Origin of the sequence: Clostridium facile, assembly GCF_014297275.1 — a bacterium.
Taxonomy (GTDB): Bacteria; Bacillota; Clostridia; order Oscillospirales; family Ruminococcaceae; genus Massilioclostridium; species Massilioclostridium facile.
The window spans coordinates 1,861,139-1,887,290 of sequence record NZ_JACOQK010000001.1 but is presented as its reverse complement, the minus strand read 5'-3'; the positions used below and the strand labels follow the sequence as shown (position 1 = coordinate 1,887,290).

General features: G+C 36.9%; 24 protein-coding genes and 2 tRNA genes. 11 read left to right on the top strand and 15 right to left on the bottom strand.

The window, feature by feature from the left end:
- Positions 1 to 38: 38 nt before the first annotated feature.
- Both H8Z77_RS07860 and H8Z77_RS07855 read right to left on the bottom strand, forming a co-directional pair.
- Positions 39 to 1,685 carry a glycosyltransferase family 2 protein gene (locus H8Z77_RS07860; RefSeq protein ID WP_186996675.1) on the bottom strand — a complete coding sequence of 549 codons (1,647 nt, stop codon included), beginning with the start codon at positions 1,683 to 1,685 and terminating at the stop codon, positions 39 to 41.
- 847 nt (positions 1,686 to 2,532) lie between these two features.
- Positions 2,533 to 2,609 (bottom strand) — tRNA-Pro (locus tag H8Z77_RS07855).
- A 300-nt stretch (positions 2,610 to 2,909) separates the two neighbouring features.
- Between H8Z77_RS07855 and H8Z77_RS07850 the strand changes: the two genes are divergently transcribed.
- Positions 2,910 to 4,289, top strand: a complete 1,380-nt coding sequence (locus H8Z77_RS07850; protein WP_069987381.1) for a glycine--tRNA ligase — start codon at positions 2,910 to 2,912, stop codon at positions 4,287 to 4,289.
- 75 nt (positions 4,290 to 4,364) lie between these two features.
- Here the strand turns inward: H8Z77_RS07850 and H8Z77_RS11725 are convergent, their stop codons facing one another.
- Positions 4,365 to 5,753 carry a collagen-like domain-containing protein gene (locus tag H8Z77_RS11725; protein ID WP_186996674.1) on the bottom strand — a complete coding sequence of 463 codons (1,389 nt, stop codon included), beginning with the start codon at positions 5,751 to 5,753 and terminating at the stop codon, positions 4,365 to 4,367.
- Between the two features lie 388 nt (positions 5,754 to 6,141).
- Here H8Z77_RS11725 and H8Z77_RS07840 point away from each other — a divergent pair, with 388 nt between their 5' ends.
- From H8Z77_RS07840 to H8Z77_RS07830, 3 genes are all read left to right on the top strand, one after another.
- On the top strand, positions 6,142 to 7,410 hold the full coding sequence (locus tag H8Z77_RS07840; RefSeq protein ID WP_186996673.1) for a putative hexosyltransferase: 1,269 nt from the start codon (positions 6,142 to 6,144) through the stop codon (positions 7,408 to 7,410).
- A gap of 285 nt (positions 7,411 to 7,695) precedes the next feature.
- A tRNA-Gly gene (locus tag H8Z77_RS07835) sits at positions 7,696 to 7,769 on the top strand.
- A 398-nt stretch (positions 7,770 to 8,167) separates the two neighbouring features.
- Positions 8,168 to 8,677: a YcxB family protein gene (locus H8Z77_RS07830; protein ID WP_186996672.1), complete on the top strand. Its 510-nt coding sequence runs from the start codon at positions 8,168 to 8,170 to the stop codon at positions 8,675 to 8,677.
- A gap of 116 nt (positions 8,678 to 8,793) precedes the next feature.
- Here the strand turns inward: H8Z77_RS07830 and H8Z77_RS07825 are convergent, their stop codons facing one another.
- The 3 genes from H8Z77_RS07825 to H8Z77_RS11720 form a co-directional block, all read right to left on the bottom strand.
- Positions 8,794 to 9,438 (bottom strand): hypothetical protein, encoded by a 645-nt coding sequence (locus tag H8Z77_RS07825; protein WP_069987377.1) that lies wholly within the window; start codon positions 9,436 to 9,438, stop codon positions 8,794 to 8,796.
- Positions 9,439 to 9,531: 93 nt separating this feature from the next.
- Entirely contained in the window at positions 9,532 to 9,972 is a 441-nt protein-coding gene (locus H8Z77_RS07820; RefSeq protein ID WP_186996671.1) for a PH domain-containing protein, read from the bottom strand.
- A 106-nt stretch (positions 9,973 to 10,078) separates the two neighbouring features.
- Positions 10,079 to 10,336 (bottom strand): DUF6794 domain-containing protein, encoded by a 258-nt coding sequence (locus tag H8Z77_RS11720; RefSeq protein ID WP_366472184.1) that lies wholly within the window; start codon positions 10,334 to 10,336, stop codon positions 10,079 to 10,081.
- Positions 10,337 to 10,435: 99 nt separating this feature from the next.
- On the opposite strand from H8Z77_RS11720, the gene H8Z77_RS07815 reads away from it, so the two are divergent.
- The 3 genes from H8Z77_RS07815 (at position 10,436) to H8Z77_RS07805 (ending at position 13,448) form a co-directional block, all read left to right on the top strand.
- Positions 10,436 to 10,654 carry a helix-turn-helix domain-containing protein gene (locus tag H8Z77_RS07815; RefSeq protein WP_069987375.1) on the top strand — a complete coding sequence of 73 codons (219 nt, stop codon included), beginning with the start codon at positions 10,436 to 10,438 and terminating at the stop codon, positions 10,652 to 10,654.
- 301 nt (positions 10,655 to 10,955) lie between these two features.
- Complete coding sequence (locus H8Z77_RS07810; RefSeq protein ID WP_186996670.1) at positions 10,956 to 12,392, top strand: alanine/glycine:cation symporter family protein; 1,437 nt, start codon at positions 10,956 to 10,958, stop codon at positions 12,390 to 12,392.
- A gap of 555 nt (positions 12,393 to 12,947) precedes the next feature.
- Positions 12,948 to 13,448: a methylated-DNA--[protein]-cysteine S-methyltransferase gene (locus H8Z77_RS07805; RefSeq protein ID WP_186996669.1), complete on the top strand. Its 501-nt coding sequence runs from the start codon at positions 12,948 to 12,950 to the stop codon at positions 13,446 to 13,448.
- On the opposite strand, the gene H8Z77_RS07800 is transcribed toward H8Z77_RS07805, so the two are convergent.
- The 8 genes from H8Z77_RS07800 to H8Z77_RS07765 form a co-directional block, all read right to left on the bottom strand.
- Positions 13,424 to 14,332, bottom strand: a complete 909-nt coding sequence (locus H8Z77_RS07800) for a helix-turn-helix domain-containing protein (protein WP_069987372.1) — start codon at positions 14,330 to 14,332, stop codon at positions 13,424 to 13,426. The genes H8Z77_RS07805 and H8Z77_RS07800 overlap by 25 nt on opposite strands.
- Positions 14,333 to 14,840: 508 nt before the next feature.
- On the bottom strand, positions 14,841 to 15,785 hold the full coding sequence (locus tag H8Z77_RS07795) for a transketolase family protein (protein WP_069987371.1): 945 nt from the start codon (positions 15,783 to 15,785) through the stop codon (positions 14,841 to 14,843).
- A gap of 2 nt (positions 15,786 to 15,787) precedes the next feature.
- Positions 15,788 to 16,633 carry a transketolase gene (locus H8Z77_RS07790; protein ID WP_069987370.1) on the bottom strand — a complete coding sequence of 282 codons (846 nt, stop codon included), beginning with the start codon at positions 16,631 to 16,633 and terminating at the stop codon, positions 15,788 to 15,790.
- A 117-nt stretch (positions 16,634 to 16,750) separates the two neighbouring features.
- On the bottom strand, positions 16,751 to 17,404 hold the full coding sequence (fsa, locus tag H8Z77_RS07785) for a fructose-6-phosphate aldolase (RefSeq protein WP_069987369.1): 654 nt from the start codon (positions 17,402 to 17,404) through the stop codon (positions 16,751 to 16,753).
- Positions 17,405 to 17,446: 42 nt separating this feature from the next.
- Positions 17,447 to 18,088, bottom strand: a complete 642-nt coding sequence (locus H8Z77_RS07780) for an HAD family hydrolase (protein WP_186996668.1) — start codon at positions 18,086 to 18,088, stop codon at positions 17,447 to 17,449.
- On the bottom strand, positions 18,088 to 18,786 hold the full coding sequence (gene araD / locus H8Z77_RS07775) for an L-ribulose-5-phosphate 4-epimerase (protein WP_069987367.1): 699 nt from the start codon (positions 18,784 to 18,786) through the stop codon (positions 18,088 to 18,090). Before araD ends, H8Z77_RS07780 begins: the two co-directional genes overlap by 1 nt.
- Positions 18,787 to 18,799: 13 nt before the next feature.
- Complete coding sequence (locus H8Z77_RS07770; RefSeq protein WP_069987366.1) at positions 18,800 to 20,302, bottom strand: FGGY-family carbohydrate kinase; 1,503 nt, start codon at positions 20,300 to 20,302, stop codon at positions 18,800 to 18,802.
- Between the two features lie 15 nt (positions 20,303 to 20,317).
- Complete coding sequence (locus H8Z77_RS07765; RefSeq protein WP_069987365.1) at positions 20,318 to 21,142, bottom strand: L-ribulose-5-phosphate 3-epimerase; 825 nt, start codon at positions 21,140 to 21,142, stop codon at positions 20,318 to 20,320.
- Between the two features lie 290 nt (positions 21,143 to 21,432).
- Between H8Z77_RS07765 and H8Z77_RS07760 the strand changes: the two genes are divergently transcribed.
- The 4 genes from H8Z77_RS07760 (at position 21,433) to H8Z77_RS07745 (ending at position 25,102) form a co-directional block, all read left to right on the top strand.
- Positions 21,433 to 22,248 carry a helix-turn-helix domain-containing protein gene (locus H8Z77_RS07760; RefSeq protein WP_069987364.1) on the top strand — a complete coding sequence of 272 codons (816 nt, stop codon included), beginning with the start codon at positions 21,433 to 21,435 and terminating at the stop codon, positions 22,246 to 22,248.
- 83 nt (positions 22,249 to 22,331) lie between these two features.
- On the top strand, positions 22,332 to 22,799 hold the full coding sequence (locus tag H8Z77_RS07755) for an Lrp/AsnC family transcriptional regulator (RefSeq protein ID WP_069987363.1): 468 nt from the start codon (positions 22,332 to 22,334) through the stop codon (positions 22,797 to 22,799).
- Positions 22,800 to 22,826: 27 nt separating this feature from the next.
- Positions 22,827 to 23,315, top strand: coding sequence for a phosphatase PAP2 family protein (locus tag H8Z77_RS07750; RefSeq protein WP_186996667.1), 489 nt, complete (start codon positions 22,827 to 22,829; stop codon positions 23,313 to 23,315).
- Between the two features lie 203 nt (positions 23,316 to 23,518).
- The gene (locus H8Z77_RS07745) at positions 23,519 to 25,102 is read left to right on the top strand and encodes a peptide chain release factor 3 (RefSeq protein WP_069987361.1); all 1,584 of its coding nucleotides are present in this window, start codon (positions 23,519 to 23,521) and stop codon (positions 25,100 to 25,102) included.
- A gap of 42 nt (positions 25,103 to 25,144) precedes the next feature.
- Here H8Z77_RS07745 and H8Z77_RS07740 read toward each other — a convergent pair whose 3' ends face one another.
- Positions 25,145 to 26,125: an AraC family transcriptional regulator gene (locus H8Z77_RS07740; RefSeq protein ID WP_069987360.1), complete on the bottom strand. Its 981-nt coding sequence runs from the start codon at positions 26,123 to 26,125 to the stop codon at positions 25,145 to 25,147.
- Between the last annotated feature and the right edge of the window lie 27 nt (positions 26,126 to 26,152).

Genomic DNA, 26,152 nt, shown 5'->3' with positions numbered 1-26,152 from the left:
AGGCATCCTAGCTTTTGCTAGACTGCCTTTTATAAGAATTATTTTTTAATACCGCGTATTTTTTTATAAACACGGTACGCTTTGGTATTGCGGATTGCCTCTAATTGCTGTTTGTTGAAATCCCGGTCAACAGTCATCGCATATAATTGTTCTTTTAAATTATCTATCACTGCTTGCTGTTGTTCTTTTTCTTCATTTAACTTACCTATTTGCTGTTGATAGTTTGATTCAAATTTAGAGAGATATAATTTACTAACAGAAACTTGAGATAGCTGATTTTTTATATTAGATGTAATTGTTTGATGCAATGGCATTACACCCAAGACAATCTTTAATGTTCCACTGATTGGTTGTTCTAAAGTAAAACCAATTTGCGGATCATTATCAAAATACCAAATTCCTTCCTGTTGTGCATTAAATGGATCGGCGTGTAACGGAATTCCATTGATTTCAGCTGCTAAATACCAGACAACACAAGGGTGGTTTTCCAGTGGATCCAACCGTAAAATTGTAGTACCTTCTGGTAGCTGGAATTCTAACTGCTGTAGTCCAGTATCCGCTTGATATTGGGTAGTAAGGAATTCTGTACCATCAATGGAATCGCCGGTGCTATAAAAAAGCGTTGCAGTAGAGGAAACGATATCTTTTGTCAATCCTTTTGGAATATCATAATAGGAACTACTATAAAAGATGGGTTTGCTTTCGAAATCAACATAATCAAAGGTGTCAAAATGGTATTTTGTTTGTAATAAGGAACGGGTATCGTCTTGGTTTAATAGTTGGGTTAACAATGTTAAACCAGCAAGGCGGCCTGCTTCAGGAAGTAAACCTGCACTGTGATGATACAATAAAAAAGCTTTTTCACATGCTAACTCCTGTTCTGTCTGAGAATCTTTGCAGATAAATAAATCAGAGAAACTTTCTATAAATAAATCATCTGGTATATGATCAAATAGATGTAAATACAATTGAAAATACTCTTGATAAGTTCGAGAAATCCCTATTGGATTGGGTTTACTTGTGTTATTTTCAAACCAACGATATAAAAAAAGTGGTTTTTCTATAATATGGAATTCTACAAATTGGATTAACTGCATCCACATATCAAAGTCAGGTAACTGACGAAATGCATTATGATAGCCATTTATATGGTCAAATACTTCTTTGCGAATTACCGAAGTTGGATGACAGAGACAATTACCATGTGTAAAAAGATGGTGTAGCCATTGGGCTTGTGTTTTGTTTGTTTGAGAAAACAAAACATTCATATCATTTGCTTCTTTACTAGAGAGTTCTTTTCCCGTTTCATCAATAATTTTCGCCTGGGTAAAGCAAACGCCACATTCTGGGTGGGAATCTAAGTACTCTACCTGCAGCATCAGTTTTTCTGGCTCCCATAAATCGTCCCCATCCATACGGGCCAAATATTTACCAACTGATTTTTCTACGGTAAAATTGCAGCCATAGGCAATCCCCATCTTTTGAGGAAATGAAAAGTAACGGATCCTATCATCCTTGGCAGCATACTCTTTAATAATTTCCAGCGTACGGTCTGTGGAACCATCATCTAATATAATAAATTCAAAATCAGTAAAAGTTTGTGTTAAAACACTTTCGATTGATTGAGAGATATATTTTTCTAGGTTTTGTACCCCCATTAAGACACTGACTTTTGGTACGCTCATGATATCCACCCCTTGTACAAATTTATTAGACTATTATTAGCTTAACATAGGAAAAGACTATTTTCAACTAATACTATAAGATAAATATAACTATATTTTAGATTATTTTGGATTAAAAATCATAATAAAAATTTTTTCCATAGTAAAAACACAAAAGTTCCTTTTGTTACACAAACAATGCTAATCAAAGAAAATCAACAAAAAATAAGGCGATGTAAACAAAAACAGATGACGATGTAATAATCTAATAGAAACCGCCGCTTGTGTCCAAATTACAAAAAGATCTTCCATTATTTTTAGAAAGATGTTTTGAAAAATACTATTTTATATTTTTTTATAAAGTTATCACGTTTTTATCACAAAACCTGGGTATACTATAATTGCTCCTTAAAAAAGTATTGTTGCAACAGCAGATTTCAATTGAACATGCCCATTCAGTTTGAAATAGCTGTTTGCGCTTATCAAAAATAGTTGGCGGACTAACAGCGTGTTAATTTTTAACAGTGATGTAGGAGCATCTCCGTTCGGCTATTTTTAAAAACTTTCTTCATTTCTCTTTTTCTTCTTTTTGGCCACCCCATTGTGTGGGGTGGCTTTTTCCTTATATTTATTTTATCATAAGTTAAATCAGCTAATTTGTCCATTTTCGTAGAACGAATAATATAATAATAGTTCTGTACCTTATAATTAGGAAGATTTTTAAAACATTATATATGTATTTTTCTACTATAGGACGAAGATAGAAAAATTTTTAAAACGCCTTATGTAAACATTCTCAAACTATGAGCATTAAAAATAGGATAAATTAAAAGCCTCGAACACGATTATGCGCGTCGAGGCTTTTAATTGGTCGGGATGACAAGATTTGAACTTGCGGCTTCTGCGTCCCGAACACAGCGCTCTACCAAACTGAGCTACATCCCGATATTATCCATTTTACACACGTAAAAAGAGTTTGTCAATATAGTACAGTAGAAAAGTATTGGGTTTTACTTGACATATTCCAGATAAACTCGTATGATTATAAAATGTGGTAATATAGTTCAAAAGAAGAAAAAATGAAATAATACAGGGATTAATTTTTCAAACGCCGAGCAGGATTGATTGTTGTAGGATTTTATTTTACTTTTGATTCTATAGATTACCTAGAAAAAGATCCCGCCGCCTAAGAGGCGGTAATAACAGGTTGCACAACCAGTGCATGCCCATTTAGGAGGAAGAAAGATGCTTTTAAACAGCGAAAAAACAATGGAAAAAATAGTTGCTCTATGCAAGGGTAGAGGTTTTGTGTATGCAGGCAGTGAAATTTATGGCGGCTTAGCAAACACATGGGATTACGGCCCATTAGGTGTAGAGTTCAAAAATAATGTGAAAGCCGCATGGCGTAAAAAATTTATTCAGGAATGTAAATACAATGTTGGGTTGGACAGCGCTATTTTAATGAATCCAGAAACTTGGGTAGCATCCGGTCACGTTGGTGGTTTTTCGGATCCCTTAATGGATTGTAAAGACTGTAAAACACGCCATCGTGCGGACCAGTTAATTGAAGAACAAAGCGATGTATCTCCAAATGGTTGGAGCAATGAACAAATGATGGAGTTTATCCAACAAAATGGAATTAAGTGTCCAAACTGTGGGGGTACTAATTTTACTGATATTCGTGCTTTTAACCTGATGTTTAAAACATTCCAGGGTGTTACAGAGGACGCAAAAAATGAAATTTATCTGCGTCCAGAAACCGCTCAAGGTATTTTCGTGAATTTTGCTAATATTCAACGGACAACTCGGAAAAAATTGCCATTTGGGGTGGCGCAGATTGGGAAATCATTCCGTAATGAAATTACTCCTGGAAATTTTACCTTCCGTACCAGAGAATTTGAACAGATGGAATTGGAATTTTTCTGTAAACCAGGTACTGATTTGGAATGGTTCCGTTATTGGAAAGATTATTGTAAGAATTTCCTGTTAAATTTGGGAATTAAACCAGAAAATATGCGTTTGCGTGATCATGATCCAGAAGAGCTTTCCCATTATTCCAACGCAACCACAGATATCGAATTCTTGTTCCCATTTGGATGGGGAGAATTATGGGGTATTGCAGACCGTACTGATTTTGATTTGACCCAACATCAAAACCACAGTGGAAAATCCTTAGAATATTTTGACCAACAAGATAACGAACATTATATACCATATGTAATCGAACCTTCCTTAGGTGCGGACCGTGTTGCTTTGGCATTTTTATGTGAAGCATATGATGAAGAAGAAATCGGTGAAAATGATACTCGTGTAGTAATGCATTTGCATCCAGCTCTTGCCCCTTATAAAGCATGTGTATTGCCATTATCGAAGAAATTAAATGAACAAGCTGGTGCTGTATATGAACAGCTAGCAAAACATTTCATGGTAGATTATGATGATACTGGTTCTATTGGAAAACGTTACCGTCGTCAGGATGAAATAGGAACCCCATTCTGTATTACCTATGACTTTGATTCTGAAACAGATGGATGCGTTACCGTACGTGACCGTGATACCATGCAACAGGAAAGAATTGCGATTGACCAATTGATTGCTTATATTGAGCAAAAAATTGAATTCTAATGGATGATAATTTGAAAAATAGGCCATACCAAATAGGAATGGCCTATTTTTTATGCAATGATATATCTTAATTTCTCATGGAAGATTCGCAATTTTGTAAATATTGATTCCAATGGAGGAATAAAAATATTGTCCACCTGTTCCAACAATACGGAATGTTGTATTTGGATTAGCTGTGATAATCGTGGAAAAAGCAACATTGACATTTTCAGTAGAGGTATGGAACGTATGTTGTACTTCGCTTCCACTTACAATAGTGCCATCTTGTTGTAGATTTACTAAAATATTAATGGGAAAAGTAACTCCTGAAACAGGAGAAATAGTTCCATGGAAAGAAACATAATAAATACCAGATCCATTAATAGTGAATTCTGAAGTATTTTCTGCATGTTGTATTGAAGTTCCAAATAAAGTTCCATTCCGGTCAAATATGAGTTCAGTATTTTCAGTTCCCACTTGAGGTGGGGTAGAATAAGCAGTTAAAACATCTAGAGGAACCGTTCCGCCGCCATCAAAACCACGTGGAATTGTAAAGTTAAATACAGCATTTTCATCTGTACCTGTGTTTGTAATAACAACGTCAGTTCCTGGTTCTCCTGTAGTTACGGTTCCCAAAGAGATTGTTGCTGCTGCTCCAGTAGGCCCAGTTTCACCAGTAACACCAGTTGCACCTGTTGGTCCAATGGCTCCTTCTGCCCCATCTGAACCTCGTGGCCCGGTAGGTCCAGTAGGTCCAGTAGGCCCGGTAACTCCCGTTGGACCAGTTGGACCTGTAGTTCCGGTAGGTCCGGTAACTCCTATTGGACCAGTAGGTCCAGTAACTCCTGTTGAACCAGTAGGCCCGGTAACACCTATTGGACCAGTAGCACCCGTAGCTCCGGTAGGACCGATAATACCTGTTGGGCCAGTTGCACCTGTAGCTCCAGTGGCGCCTTGTTCCCCAGGGATACCTTGGATTCCTTGAATCCCCTGTGGGCCTGTAGAGCCAGTAGCGCCCGTTGGACCGGTAGCCCCAGTCGGACCGGTGGCACCGGTAACACCAGTAGTTCCGGTAACACCTTGTATACCTTGGATACCCTGAATTCCTTGAATTCCCTGTGGGCCTGTCGGTCCAGTAGCACCAGTTGCACCTGTAGGGCCGGTTTCTCCTGCACCAGGACCAGTTGCCCCGGTAGCTCCAGTGGCACCAGTAGCACCAGTAGGACCTGTTGGTCCTCGTAACCCGATAGGTCCACTTGGTCCCATAGGTCCAGTATTACCTTGTAGTCCCATGGGGCCAGTGGCGCCAGTCGCCCCGGTAGGTCCTGTGATTCCAATTCCTGTAGGTCCTGTAGGCCCTGTAGGTCCAACTGGACCGGGACAAGGTACATAGCAAACTGGTGGACAAGGAGAAGGGCATGGAGGAACGCAAGGTTTTGGCGTACAACATCTATGATAATGTGCGATTGGTTGAAAATTATTCATTCTTTCACCTCCTATTTACCATATGAAAAATAACAAAAAGATGTGATAATAATTTAATAACTACAAATATAGAGAAAGAAAAATGGCCACCAAAAAGGTGGCCAAAAAAGGAGAAAATTTAGAAAAAAGAAATTTCAAGGAGTACTTATAGTATAAAAAAAGAATATGATCAGAAAGTGTTGTTTTTTTAAAGAATAGAAGAAAAAACAGTAGAAAAATTATGACGAAAAAACTGGCAATTTTACTGATAAAATTTTGTTTTAAAAAACTTTACTTGTCAATTATAACATAATACAGTATAATATGGATAGAAATTAAGTTTGGTAGTTGATTTTACTTGTTTTTAAGACAAAACTAGTTCATAAATTATCTTAAATAGGAGATAAAAATGGAACAAAAATATAATTTTCAAATACACATCAATGAAAAAGTATGGCTTGGATATATTGTTGTATTTGCGCTTGTGTTAAGGCTATTAATTGGCGGGTGTTATTATAATGGATTTGATACGGTAAGCTACAATATACCCTGGGCAGAGGGAGTGAGGCAGGGCTTGTTTAATGCCTATTCTCATGTGGAAAGTTTAAATTACCCGCCCCTATTTCCAACCCTTTTATTTTTTATCAGTGGGCCTATCCATCATGCGGTAGAAATACAAAGTGGTTTTTTACAGATGTTTTGGATTAAGTTGATCCCTATTTTGTTTGATATTGGGTTAGTAGTATTATTGTATGCTATCGGTAAAAAATATAACCAATTATGTGGGATATTTCTATCAACAATGTGGGCGTTAAATATTTCCACTATTTTCAACTGTTCCTTTTGGGGCCAAACGGATAGTATGTTGCTGTTTTGGATTGCGGCTATGTTTTTTGCATTCCAAAGGAAACGCCCAACCTTGGCTTGTATCTTTTTCGCATTAGGCTGTTTGACAAAGCTACAAATGGCCTATTTGGCTCCCATTTTATTGTTGGAGTTATTTCTTTATTACAAACCAAAGGTTGCTTTTTCTGCGATTGGAATAGGGGTAGGAGTAGGTGCATTAGGCTGGCTTCCATTTATCATTGGCTCTCATAATCTTTTGCTTCCTCTAAGTATTTATTTAGGGGGATTTGATGAATATAATTATATTAATTTAAATGCCTTTAATTTATATGGAATTGGTTCAAACAACTGGAAACCAGATAGTTCTCCTTTCTTTGGAAGTTTTACTTATCAGGATTGGGGAACTCTTGTAAGTGTATTGCTGCTAATAGGGATTGTTTTTATTTATTTATATTTGCGTTGGCAAAAAAGACATATTCCAGCGGTGTTGCACGCAACGATGTTTATGAATGCTATTTTTTTATTCAGCACAAAAATGCATGAACGATATCAAATCCCAGTGGTAATTTTAAGTTTGCTTTGTTTTGTTTTTTGCCAGAACTGGAAGATGTTTTATGGATATTTAGGCGTTACAGCGATAACCTTTATCAATCAGGCAGCGTTTTTGTTAAAAGCGAATTTTCAAGGTGGGTTCTCTACGTATTTTGAATTCGTGCAAAGAGTAGGATCGATTTTCAATTTAATTTTATTTGTTTATCTACTTTATTTGTATGTTGATTTTATTTTTAGACCAATAGAGCCCAACTTGCCGCAACAAAATAAAATTTTATAGAGATAGAAAAGGAAAAACCGCCCTGTTGTAACAAACAGGGCGGAAAAAAGAAGAAATAAAAGAAAAATTATGAAAAAGAATTTTAAGGAGTAACTTAAGTATAGTTTTTATTTGTGATGGAAATGTGATAGTTATTTGAAAAAAAACTGATTTTTTTATGAAAAATATAATATAAAAGAGTTGATATTATTTTCAACCCATATTTTATGAAAAACTTAAAAAATAGGATTGCCTTTTTAAAATGGTTATGGTATAATAATAATAAAAGTTTAAAAAATTTCATATGCAGGTGTAGTTCAATGGTAGAATGTCAGCTTCCCAAGCTGAAGACGCGGGTTCGATTCCCGTCACCTGCTCCAGTGTCGAGAGCCTTAACACGCATTTTGCGTGCGGGGCTTTATTTTTTGTCTATGGTTTTGTGCTCGTGTTTATAGTGGCCATCTTTTTGGTAACTCAAACTCAATTAGATTGAGTCTGTGCGTAATTTACGTTCTGGATTTTTTATATCTAGTTAAAGTGAATTCATTTTGTGGTGCAAACTTATATGACGTAGCAAGCAGATGTTATTCCTTTTTGTCTAATAGGGATTATAAGAAAAAAGAAATAATAAAAGTTAAATCGAATAATTATAGACGTTTTTGATGAAAAGTTGCGTATCGTGTCAACTTTTGAAATTATATTCATATAGATGGTTTTCAGCGCTTGCGATACGTGACATTGTTATAACATGAACTTTTTCGTTTTGGAGGATATTTTAATGGATAGTTTGTTTGAAAATAACTATACAAGAACATTGGCAATTACAAAGGAGCTCTATCGATATTGGTATTTTAAAAGGCCATTTTTGGTAGTTTTTGATATTTTATTTGGATTGTTTTTTGTCTATCATATCATTGAATATGTTGTTTATCATTACAGTTACAATTTAATTATGTCAATCTATGCTCCATTATTTTTTCTTTTACAATTTTATCTTTATCATCGTGCAGCAAAAACGGTAATAAAACGTGATATGGAGATAATGAACGGAAGATTTATGAATATTAAGATAATCGCAACGGACCAATTGATACAAAATATTTCTTCCACTGGGTCTATTAGTAAAGTTCCATATTTTAAAATAGAAAAAGTGATACAAACCAAAAATTTAATTTTACTTCGTTCAGAAGCAAAATTAATTTATATGCTTCCAAAAAATTCTTTTACAAAAGGAACTCCAGAAGAATTTATTGCTTTTTTACGTCAAAAAGGATTAAAAGTATCATAGATTAAATAGTGTATAAATTGATAAAATTTGATATAGGCATAGGATATATAGATGTGTCCATGATATATAACAATAAAAAAGCCTAGATATTTTATCTAGGCTTTTACCATATTATTTTATTGAATGTCATTTAACTCAGAAAGCTTTTCATCAGCAATTGCATTAAGCATAATATCTGTCTCATTTTCTGAAACAGTAGCTCCTCCCAACTTTGCCAAATTTGCCACATTTAATGTATAATCTGTAATAGAGTCCGCTATAGATTCATTGGTAAGGCGATATTTATCATGAATAGGCTCTAATTTAAAGTAAAAAACAGTTTGGAGGGCAGCGCCCTTTTGGGTAGGGTCATAATGGAAAAGTACATTCGTATAGTTTTCATGAGAAAATGCAGGATAACACTGCAATGTAATTTCTTTTAGTGCTCGTAAATAGGCTGGAAATGCCTGTTCTAATGTTCCTTCCGATGGTTGTACATAAATTAAAAGATTTTTAAATCCTTTTGAGGGATTTTCTAACACTTTTAGCTCCACGGAAGGATAAATAGAAGCAACACTATCATATACTTCTCCTTCCATTAAATTTGTTTCAGAAATTCCATTTGATGTTACACTTGTCGTGTTGTCATTGGATGATGTTTTACTTGAAGAGCTATTTTCTGTACTGACCATACTAGATGGATTAGAACTTTCTTTTGCACTACAACCAACAAATAAACTAAGACTCAATAATACTGTAAGTAGTGTTATTATTTTTTTCATTATTTTTTCCTCCTATAGGATATCATAATAACACAAAACAGAAAATTCGACAATATTTTATCAGAAAATATGAAATGATAAAAGATAAGGTTTTTATTGATTTAATGATTCATGGTTATTATATGCGATTTGTTGCAAATATTGGTATAAAGGTTGTATGTTGTACTTTTTGGGAAATTCAAATGTCCGTTTTGCCACGCTAACACCACCGCTTGCTTTATAATAAGGGGAATCAATATATTCTATATCAACCTGGCTATCATCCATACCAAAACCAGCAGTTTCTGCGGATACATGGATAACTGCGCTTAAATAAATAGAGCTTACCCTCATCTTTTTTCCGGTAGTGCCTTGCTTGTCAAAAGTAACAATCCTTTTATTCGTGAAAATAACAACATCACGGATCAGTTGAAAACCTGTGTAAACAGTTTCACCCTCCATAAAGTAAGCTCCGTATTCTTGTTGTAAAGATTCTGGTGAAACTTCGTTTAGATTTCCGCTTAAGCCATTCACCATCTTATTCATAATGCCCATACTTATATCCTCCTGTCGTGTTTTATTACTTCATTTTTCAGATTTAGAATACTACAATTAAATTATATATCTAAAATTATTTTTTTCAAGAAAAGCAGCTTTATTTTTATTGTGGATTATAAAATAACTTTGTGTGCTGTTCCATATAAAACAATAAAATAAGAAAATTGGACATATCATCTATTTGGGTAATACCAACACTTTGGAACATATGGAAGAGTTCCTTTTCTGATAAAATATAATTTCGTATCCATTTTCCAAAACTATAATGATAATTATATAAATGATCATAACTACATTTTAAAAAAGAGGAAAGAGAATCCTCTGTAAAATATGTTTCGATTTTTGTAAAAGTTTTTTTCATTTTTAAGAGAAAATCCATATTTAATCACCTTTTTTATTATAGGTCAATTTACCCCTAATTTCAATAGGGGAAATTGCCATAATAAAATATGGTGATGATATGGAGCGGTTAAAACAGTTACGAAAAGAAAAAGGATATACTCAAATTAAAATGCAGTTGCTAACAGGAATAGACCAGAGTGATTATTCTAAAATAGAGAATGGAAAACGGTATTACACCTTTGAGCAATGTCGAAAGATAGCAATTGCATTGGAAACGAGTATGGACTATTTAGCAGGTTTAACAGATGAAAAAAAGCCCTATCCTCGTAAAAAATAGCAAAAAAGGCTTGTGTATACAAGCCTTTTTGTTTTAACCATATCTTTTGAAAAGAAAAACAGTAGTTTTTTTATTTTCTTGTATAACAAACTAAAATAATTGGAAAATAAAAGAGAAATTTTTAAAATTGATATATAGTTAAATCTTTTATAGGATAAATTATAAAAATTTTTTATGACTTTATCGTGAATAACTACAGAAAAACAATTAATATGCAAAATCACCTAGTCAAAAATCGAAAAATTTAGTATAATAGATACATTATGTGGTTCAAAAATAACGAAAAAGGAGTTTAAAATCTATGGATTTAATCAATTCATTATTGGGGAACGTAAGTGACTTTATGTATACCTACATCTTAATCATTATGTTGATTTTAGTAGGTTTGTATTTTAGTTTTCGTACCAAATTCGTTCAATTTCGTATGTTTCCAGAAGCAATCCGCGTTTTAGGGGAAAAGAAAAAAGATGGAAAAGATATTTCTTCTTTCCAGGCCTTAATGATATCAACTGCCAGCCGTGTAGGTACTGGCAATATTGCAGGAGTAGCCACAGCAGTAGCTGCTTCTACTGCGATTGGTGGATATGGCGCTATTTTTTGGATGTGGTTATTGGCTTTAATTGGTGCTGCTTCCGCTTTTATTGAAAGCACATTAGCACAGATGTACAAACAAAAAGAAGGGACAGAATTTATTGGCGGTCCAGCTTATTATATCCAAAAAGCATTGGGAAGCCGTAAGTGGGGAATTGTGTTCTCTATTTTATTAATTGCCTGTTTTGCCTATGGTTTTAATGCCTTGCAATCTTTTAATGCGGGCTCCTCTTTGGCACATTATATCCCGAACTACAATGAAACAATTTGGCCACTAGTAGTAGGTGGTGTTCTGGCTTTATTAACCGCTGCTGTTATTTTTGGCGGTGTACATCGTATCAGCTCTATTGTATCTGGCATTGTTCCTGTTATGGCAGTTATCTATATTGGACTGGGGCTATTTATTACGATTAAAAATATTAATGCGGTACCAGAGATGTTCGGAAAGATTTTTACTCAAGCGTTTAATATAAAAGCCATTTTTGGAGGTTTTACAGGCTCTTGTGTGATGCAGGGGATAAAACGCGGATTGTACTCCAACGAAGCTGGTATGGGTTCCGCACCAAATGCTGCAGCCGCTGCAGATGTTTCCCATCCAGTAAAACAAGGATTGGTACAGATGTTATCCGTATTTATTGATACTATTTTAATTTGTACCACAACTGCATTCATGCTTTTATTATCCGGTATTGAAATTGATCCTAACCTGACTGGTATGAATTATGTCCAGGCAGCAGTACAAAATCAGGTTGGTAATTTTGGCCCTCTCTTTATTACTATTTCTATTTTCTTGTTTGCATTTAGTTCTTTAGTAGGAAATTATTATTATACAGAATCCAACTTTAAATTTATCCGCGATTCTAAAACAGGTTTATTGATTTTCCGCTGTACTTGTGTCGCCGCTATTTTTGTAGGTGCATTAATGGACTTTACTACTGTGTGGACTTTAGCAGATATTTTAATGGGCTTAATGGCGATGGTAAATTTAGTGGCAATTATGTTGTTGGGAAGAAAAGCGTTAATTGCGTTGAAAGACTATATTGCTCAGAAAAAAGCTGGAAAAAATCCTGTTTTCCGTGCCAGTGAAACCAATGTTGGTGATCCAGAGGTATGGAATGAAGCTCATGCAAAAAAATGGGAAGATTAATGGTTACATTTTATCAGTTGGTTGTTGTCAGCCAACTGATTTTTTGTTTGGTTCGGAAATGATAAGAAGAAATGTAAAAAGGGACAGATAAATCAATTTGTAAATAGAAAAACAGATGAGAAATATAGTATTTTTTATTTTGTCATTTAGTGGACTTGTCAACTGGTTTTATGACACAACAAATTGGATTACATCTGTTGTGCTGTTTTTTCGTATTTTTCATTCCTTTTTAGCATGTAGTTTAGAAGGGGATAAATTAAGCTGTATTTTTTACCTAAAATAGAAGAGTTCCGCATAAAAAATGAAAGTAGCAACCTAATAGGTACGATTTTACATCTAACCTCCTTGATGTTATAATAAAAAAGTAATTATTTACCGTAAATGCAGTTGAAATAATAATTAGTGATTTTTATAAAAAATTCAAGCCAGTTTTCAATATATCTCACGGAGAATCATTATGGTTGGAAAGAGACGTTTTAAATGTTATAAACTATTCGATTATAGATAACAGGGATATCTTTTCTTGGGTATCTAGTACATGAGGAGAGAAAAAACATGAAGTATATTTGGTATATGGAGTTGAAAGCTCCTTTTCAAAAAATGGCTATTGCGGAGGATGGCAGAGGCATTACAGATGTTTGTTTTTGTTTGGATCAGGAGAAAAAGCTAGAAAATACGATACGACAAAAAACTCCATTGCTGGAGCAGGCAATGGAGCAGTTAAAAGAATATTTTGCAGGGGAAAGGAAAGAATTTGATCTTCCACTCTCCTTACATGGAACAAAGTTCCAGATAGAGGATTGGAAAGCCCTTCAAACAATCCCTTATGGAGAAACTAGAAGTTACCAACAGATTGCGGAACAACTGGGAAATCCAAAAGCTTGTCGTGCTGTTGGTATGGCAAATCATCGGAATCCAATCGCTGTCATTATCCCATGCCATCGGGTGATTGGAAAAAATGGATCCCTGACAGGGTATGCGGAAGGAGTAGAGATCAAACAGGCATTATTAGAGTTAGAACATCAACATATTCAATCCCATTCTTCCTCAAAATAAATAAAAGCTGGGCTATTTTGGGAAGAAGTTTCCGACTGGGCACAGTCAGTTTGTTGAAAGATCGTATTTAAAAAACCAGTAGGGGATTGCCCAGTTACTGTTTTAAATACCCGGTTAAAATTTCGTACATTGTGGAAACCACATTCAAAAGCAATTTGGGTAATCGAATGATCCGTCCAATGGATTTTTTCGATTGCCTTTTTTATCCTCACATTATTTAAGTAAGATATAAAGTTCATACCAGTTAATTTTTTAAACATTTTAGAACAGTGGCAGGGTTCATATCCCATAAGTTCAGCAGCTTTTTTTAAAGTAATCTCTTGGGAATAGTTCTGTTCAATGTAATTCATCACCTTTTGTACCCGTATCAGGTTCGCATATTTTGGTGGCTCTACCTTTTGGGGTGGATCAATTAAAAAATAACGAGTATAATAGACCAAAAAAAGTTCTAATATGGATTGTATCGCTTCCTGATAACCAAACGGTTTTTCTTTTAGCTCTTTTTGAACAATAAAAAATACTTGGTTTGAAAATTCCTCCATCCCTTCCTTTTCAAGTTCTTCTAATGGAATATGTCGCTTTACCTGGTAATTTGCACGTGTAATGTAGCGAAAAACAGTTGGAGAAATCGCGATAAAATCTACGATACAATTTTGCCCTGGAATAGAGCAGACTGAGTGTGGTTCACTTCCCCTACAAAAAAGAATATCCCCCGCATGACAAAAATAAGTATCTTTATGAATGGTGATATTGGTACAACCTTCACGAATACGGATAATTTGAATTTCAGGATGATAATGTGGAAGGGAATAGAGGTTGCGGTAACTGTGGGTCCATACATGAAAATCAGAATCATATTTTCTCTGTTCAAAGATGGCGTTCATGGTTATCTCCTTTTTTATTTCATTTTATTGTCAAAACACAAAAAATGTCTAGTAACACACAATATAATACGAGCATAATCAATTTAAATTCGGTATACTAATATATGAAATTTTGTTGAATTTTGTTTGACTTTATCCTGTTTTGCAAAAACATTTTTATAGATCCCGTTTGGCGGGAAGATAATCATTGCTTTTCCCTATTCCTTTTCTTTTCTTAAAACCAACATATTCCTTATGTGAATGTGTTGGTTTTGTTTTTATATAAAAATAATAGACTTAAATTTAGTCTGATAATGATAGAATGAAAAACATATTGGAGATAATTCCATAAAAATGATATTTGCCTCATCTCAAATAATACGTGATTGGATTAAAATATTATATTATCACAACAAAAAATGTCTAATTGTTCTATTTATCAACATAATATCTATAATTTGTTGAATAATAAACGGGATATAACAGAAAGTCCGGAGATAGCACATCTCCGGACCAATCATGAATTATCTTATTTTGCTAAAAAGTCTTTCACTGCTTTGGTAATGCCATCTGCATATAAGTCAAAGTCTTTCAACAGGTCAACAGCAGGGCCAGAATAACCGAAACGATCATAAACACCAACACGTTTTACAGGAGTTGGACATTTTTCGGACAGGAGACTGCAAACAGCTTCCCCTAAACCGCCGATCACATTGTGTTCTTCTACGGTTAGGATTTTTCCTGTTTCTTTGGCAGCTTTTAAGATAATTTCCTCATCCAAAGGTTTAATGGTATGAATATTGATTAAGCGGGCATTGATACCAGCTTCTTTTAATTGTGCAACACTTTTCAGGGCTTCTCCAACCATCAAACCAGTCGCTACGATGGTTACATCGTCACCATCAGCTAGCTGAATTCCTTTTCCAAGCTCAAAAGTATAATCGTCATTGTTGTTAAAGCTTTCTACAGCAAGGCGACCTAAACGAAGGTAAACTGGACCATTGTATTCCGCAGCTGCTTTTACAGCTGCTTTCATTTCGTAATGGTCAGCTGGATTCAATACCACCATGCCTGGGATGGTCCTCATCAAAGCGATATCTTCCAAGCATTGATGGGTTGCACCATCTTCCCCAACGGAAATACCAGCATGGGAGCCTACAATTTTTACATTTAAGTGTGGATATCCAACCGAGTTGCGAACCTGTTCAAAGGCACGTCCAGCAGAGAACATAGCAAAACTTGCGGCAAATGGGATTTTTCCACAGGCAGCTAAACCAGCAGCGATACCGACCATGTTGCATTCTGCGATACCACAGTCAAAGAAACGGTCTGGATGGGCTTTTTTAAAAATTCCTGTTTTCGTAGCGGCAGCCAAGTCAGCGTCCAATACAACAATATCAGGGTTTGTATTTGCCAATTCGGCAATTGCTTCCCCAAAGCTTTCTCTGGTAGCTTTTTTTATCATTTCAGCCATGGTTATTTCTCCTCCAATCCAGCAAGAATTTTCTGTAAGTCAGCCATCGCAACATCATATTGCTCTTTGTTTGGAGCGGAGCCATGCCAGCCAACCTGGTTTTCCATAAAGGAAACCCCTTTTCCTTTTACCGTTTTCATAATAATAGCGGAAGGTTTTCCAGTAACTGTTTTTGCTTTTTGGAAAGCTTGTTCCAATTCTTCAAAGTCATGGCCGTTGATAGTTTGTACATCAAAGCCGAACGCTTCTAATTTACTATCTAATGGTTCTGGACCAACAACTTCAGCTACAGTACCGTCAATCTGCAAGCCGTTATTGTCTACAATGATGCACAGGTTATCCAGATTTTTGTGGGCGGCAAACATGCAAGCTTCCCAAACCTGACCTTCTTCGCATTCACCGTCCCCTAACAGGCAGTATACACGGTAATTTTTGTTGTCTAGTTTCCCAGCCAAAGCCATGCCGCAAGCTGCGGAAATTCCCTGGCCTAAAGAACCAGAACTCATATCCACACCTGGGGTATCTTCCATATTTGGATGCCCCTGTAACATGGAGCCGATATGGCGGAGGGATTTCAATTCTTCTTTTGAGAAGTAGCCTCTTTCCGCCAGAACAGAATACAATCCAGGGCAACAGTGGCCTTTGGAGAGGACAAAACGGTCCCGATCAGGATTGTGTGGATCTTTGGGATCAATATTCATCTCTTTAAAATAAAGGTATGTGTACAGATCAGAGGCGGATAACGAGCCGCCTGGATGACCGGATTTTGCATTGAATACACCTTCAATAACGCCCATACGGACATGACAGGCGATTTTTTGCAGTTCAAGATTAGTCTGTTTATCCATCAAACGCAACCTACTTTCTTTTAGATTGTTTTCCCAGCCAGCATGCAACTAGCTGGGACTACTGTTATCCTAACATAAAAACAGGGTTTGGTCAAAATTTATTTTGACCAGTTTAAATTATTCACCAAAAACAGCTTTGTAGTCTGCCTGGAATTTTTCAATTCCTTGGTCAGTCAAAGGATGTTTTGTCATTTGTTCGATAACACTGTATGGAACAGTTGCAATATCAGCGCCAGCCAAAGCACAGTCAGTTACATGGATTGGATTGCGGACACTTGCAGCAATAATCTGGGTATCAATTTCATGGATTGCGAAAATTTCTGCAATGGTACGGATCAAGTCAATCCCTGGTTGGGAAATATCATCCAGTCTACCCAGGAATGGAGAAACATAAGTAGCACCTGCTCTAGCAGCCAGCAAAGCTTGGTTTGCACTGAATACCAGAGTAACATTGGTTTTAATCCCTTCGGAGGATAAAACTTTAGTAGCTTTTAAACCTTCTGCTGTCATAGGAATTTTTACTACCATGTTTGGATGGATTTTAGCGATTTCGCGGCCTTCTTTGATCATGCCTTCCGCGTCTACAGTAGTTGCTTTTACTTCTCCGGAGATAGCGCCGTCTACGATGGAAGCGATTTCAGCGATTACTTCGTTAAAATCTCTGCCTTCTTTCGCAATCAGGGAAGGGTTGGTGGTAACGCCACAAATCACACCCATATCGTTTGCTTTTTTAATATGTTCTACATTTGCAGTATCAATAAAAAATCTCATAATAATAATCCTTTCTCAATATGTGTTTTTATCTCAATCCGATTATGGAATTAAATCTTTTACCTGTTCCAGATGTTGGATCAGGGTAGTACAGCAGGATAAATCCTGTTCCCCAGAGGTGGGGTTTTGGTATCCAATACAAGGAATTCCAGCACGGAACGCCGCTTTGCTTCCAGAATGGGAATCTTCAATTGCAATAGCCTGATTTGGAGTGATACCAGCCAGTTGCAGTACTTTTTGATAAGCATCAGGGTCAGGCTTTTTACGTGCGACTTCATCCCCGCATACAATCCAACGGAACCGATGCTTGATACCTAAAAATTCAGTAACCCGGTCTACAAAATACCGGTTGGAAGAAGAAGCGATGGCAGCGGGAATCTTTTGCTCGTCCATCCAGTCCAAGAGGGGGATTAAACCTTGGCTGGGAGGGAGGTGGATTTCCGCCATCTCCTCTAAAATACCATCGTACTGCATTTGTTCACAGGTAGCAGCATCGGACTGGAAACCGTATTGGCTCATGAGCCGTTCCCAGATTTCTTTATTTGGAATACCAACAGTCCAGGAGAGATCGGGTTTTTCATGGACACCAAACCGCTCCAGGATTTTGTATTTGGAATTTCGATGGAGAGGTTCCGTATCAGCAAGAACCCCGTCCATATCGAAGATAATCAGCTTTGTTTCCATTATTTATTGTGTTTTCCTTGGCCGTAGTAAGCATTAGCGCCGTGTTTGCGCAAGAAGTGTTTGTCCAGCAGTTCCGGCTGCATTGGGGTTGTTTTGCCCAGACTTTCGGTGTAATAAGCCATTTTTGCGATTTCTTCTAATACAACAGCGTTGTGTACCGCATTTTTTGCATCTGTTCCCCATGTGAATGGACCATGGCTATTTACCAATACACCAGGCATATGGTCTGGGTTAGAACCGCCAAAAGTTTCCACAATTACTTTACCGGTGTTTAATTCATATTCGCTTTGGATTTCTTCCGGTGTCATTTTACGGGTACATGGAATTGGGCCATAGAAGTAGTCTGCGTGGGTGGTACCGTAAGCGTTGATGGACTTGCCAGACTGTGCCCAAATGGTAGCCCAAGGGGAATGAGTGTGTACAATCCCTTTGATGTTTTTGAACTGGCGATATAATTCCAAATGGGTTGGTGTGTCAGAAGAAGGGTTCAAGTCACCTTCCACAACATTGCCGTCTAAATCCAATACTACCATATCTACAGCTTTTAATTTGTTGTATTCCACACCGGATGGTTTGATAACAACAAGGTTGGTTTCACGGTCAATTGCGGATACATTACCCCAGGTAAAAGTAACTAGGCCGTATTCTGGCAACATCATGTTTGCTTCGTATACCTCTTGTTTTAATTTTTCTAACATCGTTCTACCTCCATTAATATAATTCACTCAGCAGTTTGATTAATTTTTTATACCGGGCGAATTTTTCAGCATAGATTTTGTGGCGTTCCATATTTGGATGAACCGTACGGCCCACCTGAACCATAGATTTCGCGGCTTCTTTATAATCTTTGTGTAAACCACAAGCAACCGCTCCAGCCATTGCGCACCCTAAAGTGCCCAATTCCTTGGTTTTGATCATTTCAATCGGCAAGCCAATGACATCTGCGAACATTTGCAGCCATACTTCGGATTTTGTTGCACCGCCAGCCATACGGATTGCAGTTGGGGTATCTCGTAGAGCTAACAACTTTTCAATATGGTACATATGGGAGAAAGTAACCCCTTCATAAATCGCGCGGAGCAGATGCCCTGTTGTATGGAAATTATTTAAACCAGTAAAAGCGGATAACTGGCATTTTGGATCATTAGTCCCATACAGGAATGGAAGGAAGATCACATTGCTGTCCTCCGGTTTGATAGCGTCCACCTGTTGGTCAATCCAATCGTATAAACGTCCACCGCTGGCGCCAACCTCCATTTTTTCTTTTCCGAGGAAGTTTTTAATATACCATTCCAGGTTTCCGGCGGAAGTTGGGCTGCTCTCTTCAATCAGGTAATACCCTGGAATACAGAAGATGGAGTTTTGAGTGGTACCTTCCGGTGGGATCGGTGTTTCAGAAATATATTCATTGATGCTCCATGTCCCGGTAATGGCGCAGAGTTTTTCTGGATCACTGACATCCATCGCAATGGCACAAGCGTCAATATCGAACATGCCTCCACATACTGGAGTACCAGCCGCTAAACCGGTCTGTTTGCTGATTTCTTCAGTCACAGTACCACATAATTCATAGGAATATTTCAAAGGCGGCAGTTTTTCATAACAATCTTCCAACCCAAATATTTTTAAAACCTCTTTGTCGAACGTCATGGTTTTTAAATTCATCAAGCTGGTGCTGGAAGAATCGGTGTATTCGGTATTTGCCACGCCGGTGAGCATAAACCGGATAAAGTCTTTTGCTTCAAAGATATACTGGGTATTTTCTACGACTTCTGGATGATTGTCCTTCAACCAAGCCAACAAAGGAACTCCTTGGGTTTCCCTCAGGTTTTGCAGGGTATATTCCCTTGCTTTTAGAGCGGTGCCGTCCGCGTTCCATTTGTCTACATAGGAAAGGGCGCGGCGGTCGGTGGATGTAATTGCGTTGTACGCAGGCTTTCCATCTTTACCCCAAAGGTATAAACCTTTTCCATGGCCCGTACACCCAATTGCGATAATATCTTTTGTGTCGATATTCGCTTTTGCAATTGCTGTTTTAATTGCGTTTACAGTGGCGTTCCACAGGTCGTTCATATCACGTTCGCAAAAACCGTCTTGTGGAACCAATAATGGGGTATCCTGGGAGCCGGTGGCAATTTCATTGCCAGCTGTATCAAAGATAGCAGCTTTGGTCATGGTACCGCCATTGTCAATACCCATTAAATATTTTGCCATAAGTTTCCCTCCTTTTTATTTTAAGTATGGACGGAGAAAATCATGGGTTTGCTGGAGAATTTCCTTCCAGTTATCCTTTCCGTCATACCAAAATTCTGCTGTATACATGGTAACACCCTGGGATTTTAATAAATCAGTTACCAGTTTAAAATCTACATTTCCTTCTCCAAAGTGCATATCACGGAATACACCTGGAACCGTCTCTTTTAAGTGGGCAGCTGCAATATGGCCTTTGCCGCTGCGGATATCCTTCGCAACATGCTCAGTTGCGTTTGTAATGTTGCCCATGTCAGGATAAACCTGGAGGTAAGGGGAGTTTACGGTAGAAACATAGTACATCGCTTTTTCGATGGTATTCATAAAGTCATTTTCCATGGTTTCTAGTGCCAGGATTACCCCACGGGATGCTGCCATTTCAGCACTTTTAAACATGTTCTGCATAAAGCGTTCTTTTGTGGCAGGGGTAGAGGTTTCATCATAATAAACATCGTATCCAGCCAGTTGGATAATATGGATTCCTAAATCATAAGCCAGTTCAATGGCGGATTCCATAATTTCCATTCCACGTTTTTCAATCTCAGGAATTCCGCTGCCAAGTGGATATTTCCGGTGTCCACTCAAACACATGGTGTTGATGTAAAAATCGACCTCACGTTCGGTGTTTAACAGTTCTCTACGTTCCTGTTTACTCCAATTTAAGCGGGATAGACGAAAGTCGGATTCATCAATACTGATTTCCAGCTGGTCAAAGCCAGCCTGTTTTCCGGCAAGCAGTTTATCCTTCCATTCCAGATCGTTTGGCATTGATTTTTCGTACAAGCCCAGTTTGTATTTGTTCATATAATCCCTCCTCGAAAAGGTAACATCCATCTTTTCATATGGGGCAAAAAGATGGGAGAATATTGTAGAAACAGCGATGTTCCGGACTCTGTTTCAAATAAAGAATGATGATACCTACAGTATAACGGAAAACAATTTTAAAAAATAGTCATTTGAACGATATAAAGATGGACAATATAGATATTTTATGATAAAATGGAGTAAAAGATGGATAATATAGACTATATATTTTAAAAAAATAGAAAAGATGGATTATTTAGATGTCTATTTTTAAATAGATGGAGGATGAAATGCTAAAATTAAACTATATTAACCGCCATGAAAATCCTACTTATCATGTAGAACTGCATACCCACGATATGTGGGAAATCATTTACTATACCGAAGGCACTGGAATTGCAGAAATTAACAACCGCAAAGTTGCTTTTGAACCCCATGATATTTTTGTTATTCCCCCTGGAATTCCTCATCGGGATTATTCCAATGTAGGGTTTAAAAGCTACTATTATACTTTTTCTGATTTTGAGTTTAAACCAATTTCTTATTTTAAATTTCGAGATAGCGATAACTTGGATTTTTTGCATATTTTAGAACAGATTTATCGGGAATACCAGATGAAACGGAATAACTGGAGGAACATCGTAAACAGTCTGTATGAAGTTTTGTTCCACTATATTGTTTCATTTGCCCAAAGCCCAGCACAAAATAAATATGTTGCCCATGCTTTGCAGGAAATAGGGGATAATGTGGCAAATCCAAAATTTAGCATTGACCAACTGATTGATGAAATTCCACTTAATACGGATTACTTCCGAAAATTATTTTTACATCATACTGGAAGAACCCCTCTACAGTATTTAACCTTTAAGAGAATCAGTTATGCGCAACAGCTGCTCATTTCCAAAAAAGTATCTAAATTAAGTATTAAAGAGATTGCCTGGAAATGTGGATATGAAGATTATTATTATTTCTCCAGAGTATTTAAAAAAGAAGTAGGAGTGAGTCCACGGGAGTGGCTGGCACAATGGAATAGGGATAGTAATTTACCAGAGCACAGACCAAAACAGCCTTATTTGCAATCATCTAACAAAACAATAGCAAATTAAAAAAATTCCTATTGCAATATTATAAATTATGATATAATAAATAAGAATGATTAGATAATCACAAAATAGAAAAGGTGATGACGATGGACCATATTGATTTGGAAATTTTAAAATGTTTACAAGAAAACGCAAGACAAAAAGCTTCTAATATTAGCCAAACCATTAACCTGTCTGTTTCTGCTGTTACAGAACGGATTAAAAAACTGGAGCAATCTGGAATCATCGAAGGCTATACTGCCTCATTCAACCAAAAAAAATTAGGGAATGATATGTGTGCTTTTATGGAAGTAAGTTTGGAGCACCCTAAATACTATGATAATTTTACAAAGTGTATTGCGGAAAATAAAAATGTGACCTCTTGCTATTATATTACAGGAGATTTTGACTTTATGTTAAGGGTGTTGACCGATTCTTCGGAAGGGTTGGAGCAGTTACACCGCAGGATTAAAAGTATCGAAGGGGTTTGTTCCACGAAAACTCATTTTGTGCTATCCACTGTGAAACAGGAAGTCTCTGTATTACCGGATGAAGATACTATCGAAGAACCTTAACCTACAAAGATAGGAGAGAAAAATAGAATGGAACGGTTTTATTTGTCTTGTATCCGATTGGCAGAGAAATCGCCATCTTATCGGTTCCTCCTTATTCTGCTTTGTAAATTTTCCCCCATTGGCATTGCGGTGATTTATTTAGGGCTAGGTATTTTGCTGGCATTTCAAAGGGATATTAGGATTTGGTGTTATCTAATAAGCCCAATGCTTTGTTTGTTGGTGGTAAAAGGACTTCGGATATTTATCCAGAGAAAACGTCCATTTGAGAAATACCAGTTTAAACCAGTAATCGGACATGATACCGGATGTTCTTTTCCAAGTAAACATGCAGCCAGTGCAGCGGTGATTTGTGTGGCATGCTGGTATATTCATTTTCCCTTGGGAGTTTTTATTGCGGTATTGGCGTTTTTAGCTGGGGCAACCCGTATTTTAACAGGAATCCATTATATTTCTGATGTTGTTTCTGGCTGGGGACTTGGATGTAGTATAGGGCTGCTGGGATGCTGGTTATTATAAAATAGAAATCATGACATTTTATTTCTTTTTTAGCTGATTGACAGGATAGTGAATCTGTTGTAAAATGGAAAAAATGAAATAGAAATAAACAAAATTAGGATGATCGGGTTGGGTCAATGGAAGACAAAATTACCATTTGGCCGAACCATTTTTTTGAGAAAAACAGATTTTAAAATGAAATGGAATCATCAGGAGGAACGAACTTGTCAAGTTACGAAAATGAGATTAAACGACGTAGAACTTTTGCGATTATTTCCCACCCTGACGCTGGTAAAACGACTTTAACGGAAAAGTTCTTGTTGTACGGTGGAGCAATTGCCTTAGCTGGTTCTGTAAAAGGGAAAAAAACTGCGAAACATGCGGTTTCCGATTGGATGGAAATTGAAAAACAAAGGGGGATTTCGGTCACTTCCTCTGTAATGCAGTTTGAATATGAAGGCTATTGCATTAATATTTTGGATACCCCAGGGCACCAGGACTTCTCCGAAGATACTTTCCGCACCTTAATGGCAGCGGATTCTGCTGTTATGGTGATTGATGCCTCCAAGGGTGTTGAAAACCAAACCAGAAAGTTATTTAAGGTTTGTGTCATGCGGCACATCCCGATTTTTACTTTTATTAACAAAATGGATCGGGAAGCCAGGAATCCATTTGATTTGATGGAGGAAATTGAGGAAGAACTGGGAATTCAGACTTATCCAGTAAACTGGCCGATTGGTTCCGGTAAGGAGTTCAAAGGGGTATTTGACCGAAAAAAACGGGAAATTTTAGCGTTTACAGCCAACAATGGGCAACGGGAAGTAGACTCTATTGCAGCAGATTTGAATGATACCAATCTGGAAAAATTGATTGGTTCGGAACATTATCATACCTTGGTGGATGATGTAGAGTTGCTAGATGGTGCCGGATATGAATTTGACATGGAAAAGGTAAATACTGGTCAGCTTTCTCCTGTCTTTTTTGGTTCCGCATTGACCAATTTTGGGGTGGAACCATTCCTGGAAAATTTCTTACAGATGACAACACCACCATTATCCCGTAATTCGGACATTGGGCAGATAAGCCCGTTTGATGAGGATTTTTCAGGATTTGTCTTTAAAATTCAGGCAAATATGAACAAAGCTCACCGTGATAGGATTGCGTTTATGCGGATTTGTTCCGGTAAATTTGAAAAAGGGATGGAAGTACTCCATGTACAGGGTGGTAAAAAATTAAAACTTGCCCAGCCTCAGCAGATGATGGCGCAGGAACGTGAAATTGTGGAAGAAGCTTATGCTGGGGATATTTTGGGGATTTTCGACCCAGGTATTTTTTCTATTGGGGATACTTTGTGTTCCCCAAACCGGAAGATGGTGTTTGAAGGGATTCCAACCTTTGCGCCGGAGCATTTTAATCTGGTTACCCAGGTGGATACCTTAAAAAGAAAACAATTTGTAAAAGGGATGACTCAGATTGCCCAAGAAGGGGCAATCCAGATTTTCCAGGAGCTGGATTCTGGTATGGAAGAAGTGATTGTAGGTGCAGTAGGCGTCCTGCAATTTGAAGTGTTGGAATACCGTTTGAAGAACGAATACCATGTGGATATCCGGATGTCCGGGTTGCCATATCAGTATATCCGTTGGATTGAAAACAAAGATGTTGATGTAAACAGTTTGGATTTGATGTCTGGTACAAAGGTTGTACAGGATTTAAAAGGAAATAAATTGTTGCTATTTTCCAACAGTTGGAGTATTCAATGGGCACTAGAACACAACGAAGGTTTAGAATTAGCTGAATTTAGCAGATAACAAGAAAACCACTCAGATTTTTCTGGGTGGTTTTTTATGATATTATTGATGGTATTGTTTCCGGTATTCGTTGGGGGTTATACCATATTTATTTTTAAAAATTTTATATAAATAGTTTACATCGTTATAACCCATAATTTGAGAAATGTTTTCCACAGTAAAATCGGTATCGGAAAGGTAGCTTTTAATTTTTTCCAGCTTAAAATTTTGCATAATCTCAATAAACCCTTTACCAGTATGTTTTTTTAATAATCGGCTAATATGAGTTGTGGAATAATGAAAATGGTCAGCAACTTGCTCTAAACTGGTATCAATACAATGCTCCTGCATATATCCTAACAGGGATATAATAACAGAATCTTGTTCTTGGTTATCTGGGTTTAATCCAATCTGTTTACAATAGGATACTGTTAAACGGGAGAGAAGGATCATTAACAGGGACTGGCAGATATTTTCATAAAAAACAGATTTTTCAAAATACTCCATTACTAGGGAATCTAAAGTTTGGTAGATAGTAGGGTCATCGCTTGGATGGAAATGTAGATAATCACTGGATTTTCCAATCTGATAAGTATATTTTGCGAAAAAATTTAGCATTAAATGGTTATTGGAGAGCATTGGGAGCATAGCTGTTTCAAATAGTTCGGGATTAAATAGGATATTTACGATACAATCGTTAGGGGAAGTGGTGCAGATATCATGGTAAACCGTTGGATTTAATAGCAGGATTTCTCCCTCTTTCATCTCAAACTGGTTATTTTCAAAATAGTTGGTGCATCTTCCTTTGTAAACATATGCCATCTCATAGAAATTATGGTTATGTATGGTTATATTTTTTGCATTTGGAAACAGGCTTATATTAGGATGAAATAATATTACAAATGATTGTTGTCCCGAAATAAACAGTTTTTGATTTTGGTCCCATTGCAATACTGCGGTAGAATCATGAAAGGGTAGTTTGTGGTCCATATATTCATACATAAAATGATCAAAAATACTTTTATAATCATCAATTGTTTTCAATTTTTCTTCCCCCTTTATGAATTAGAG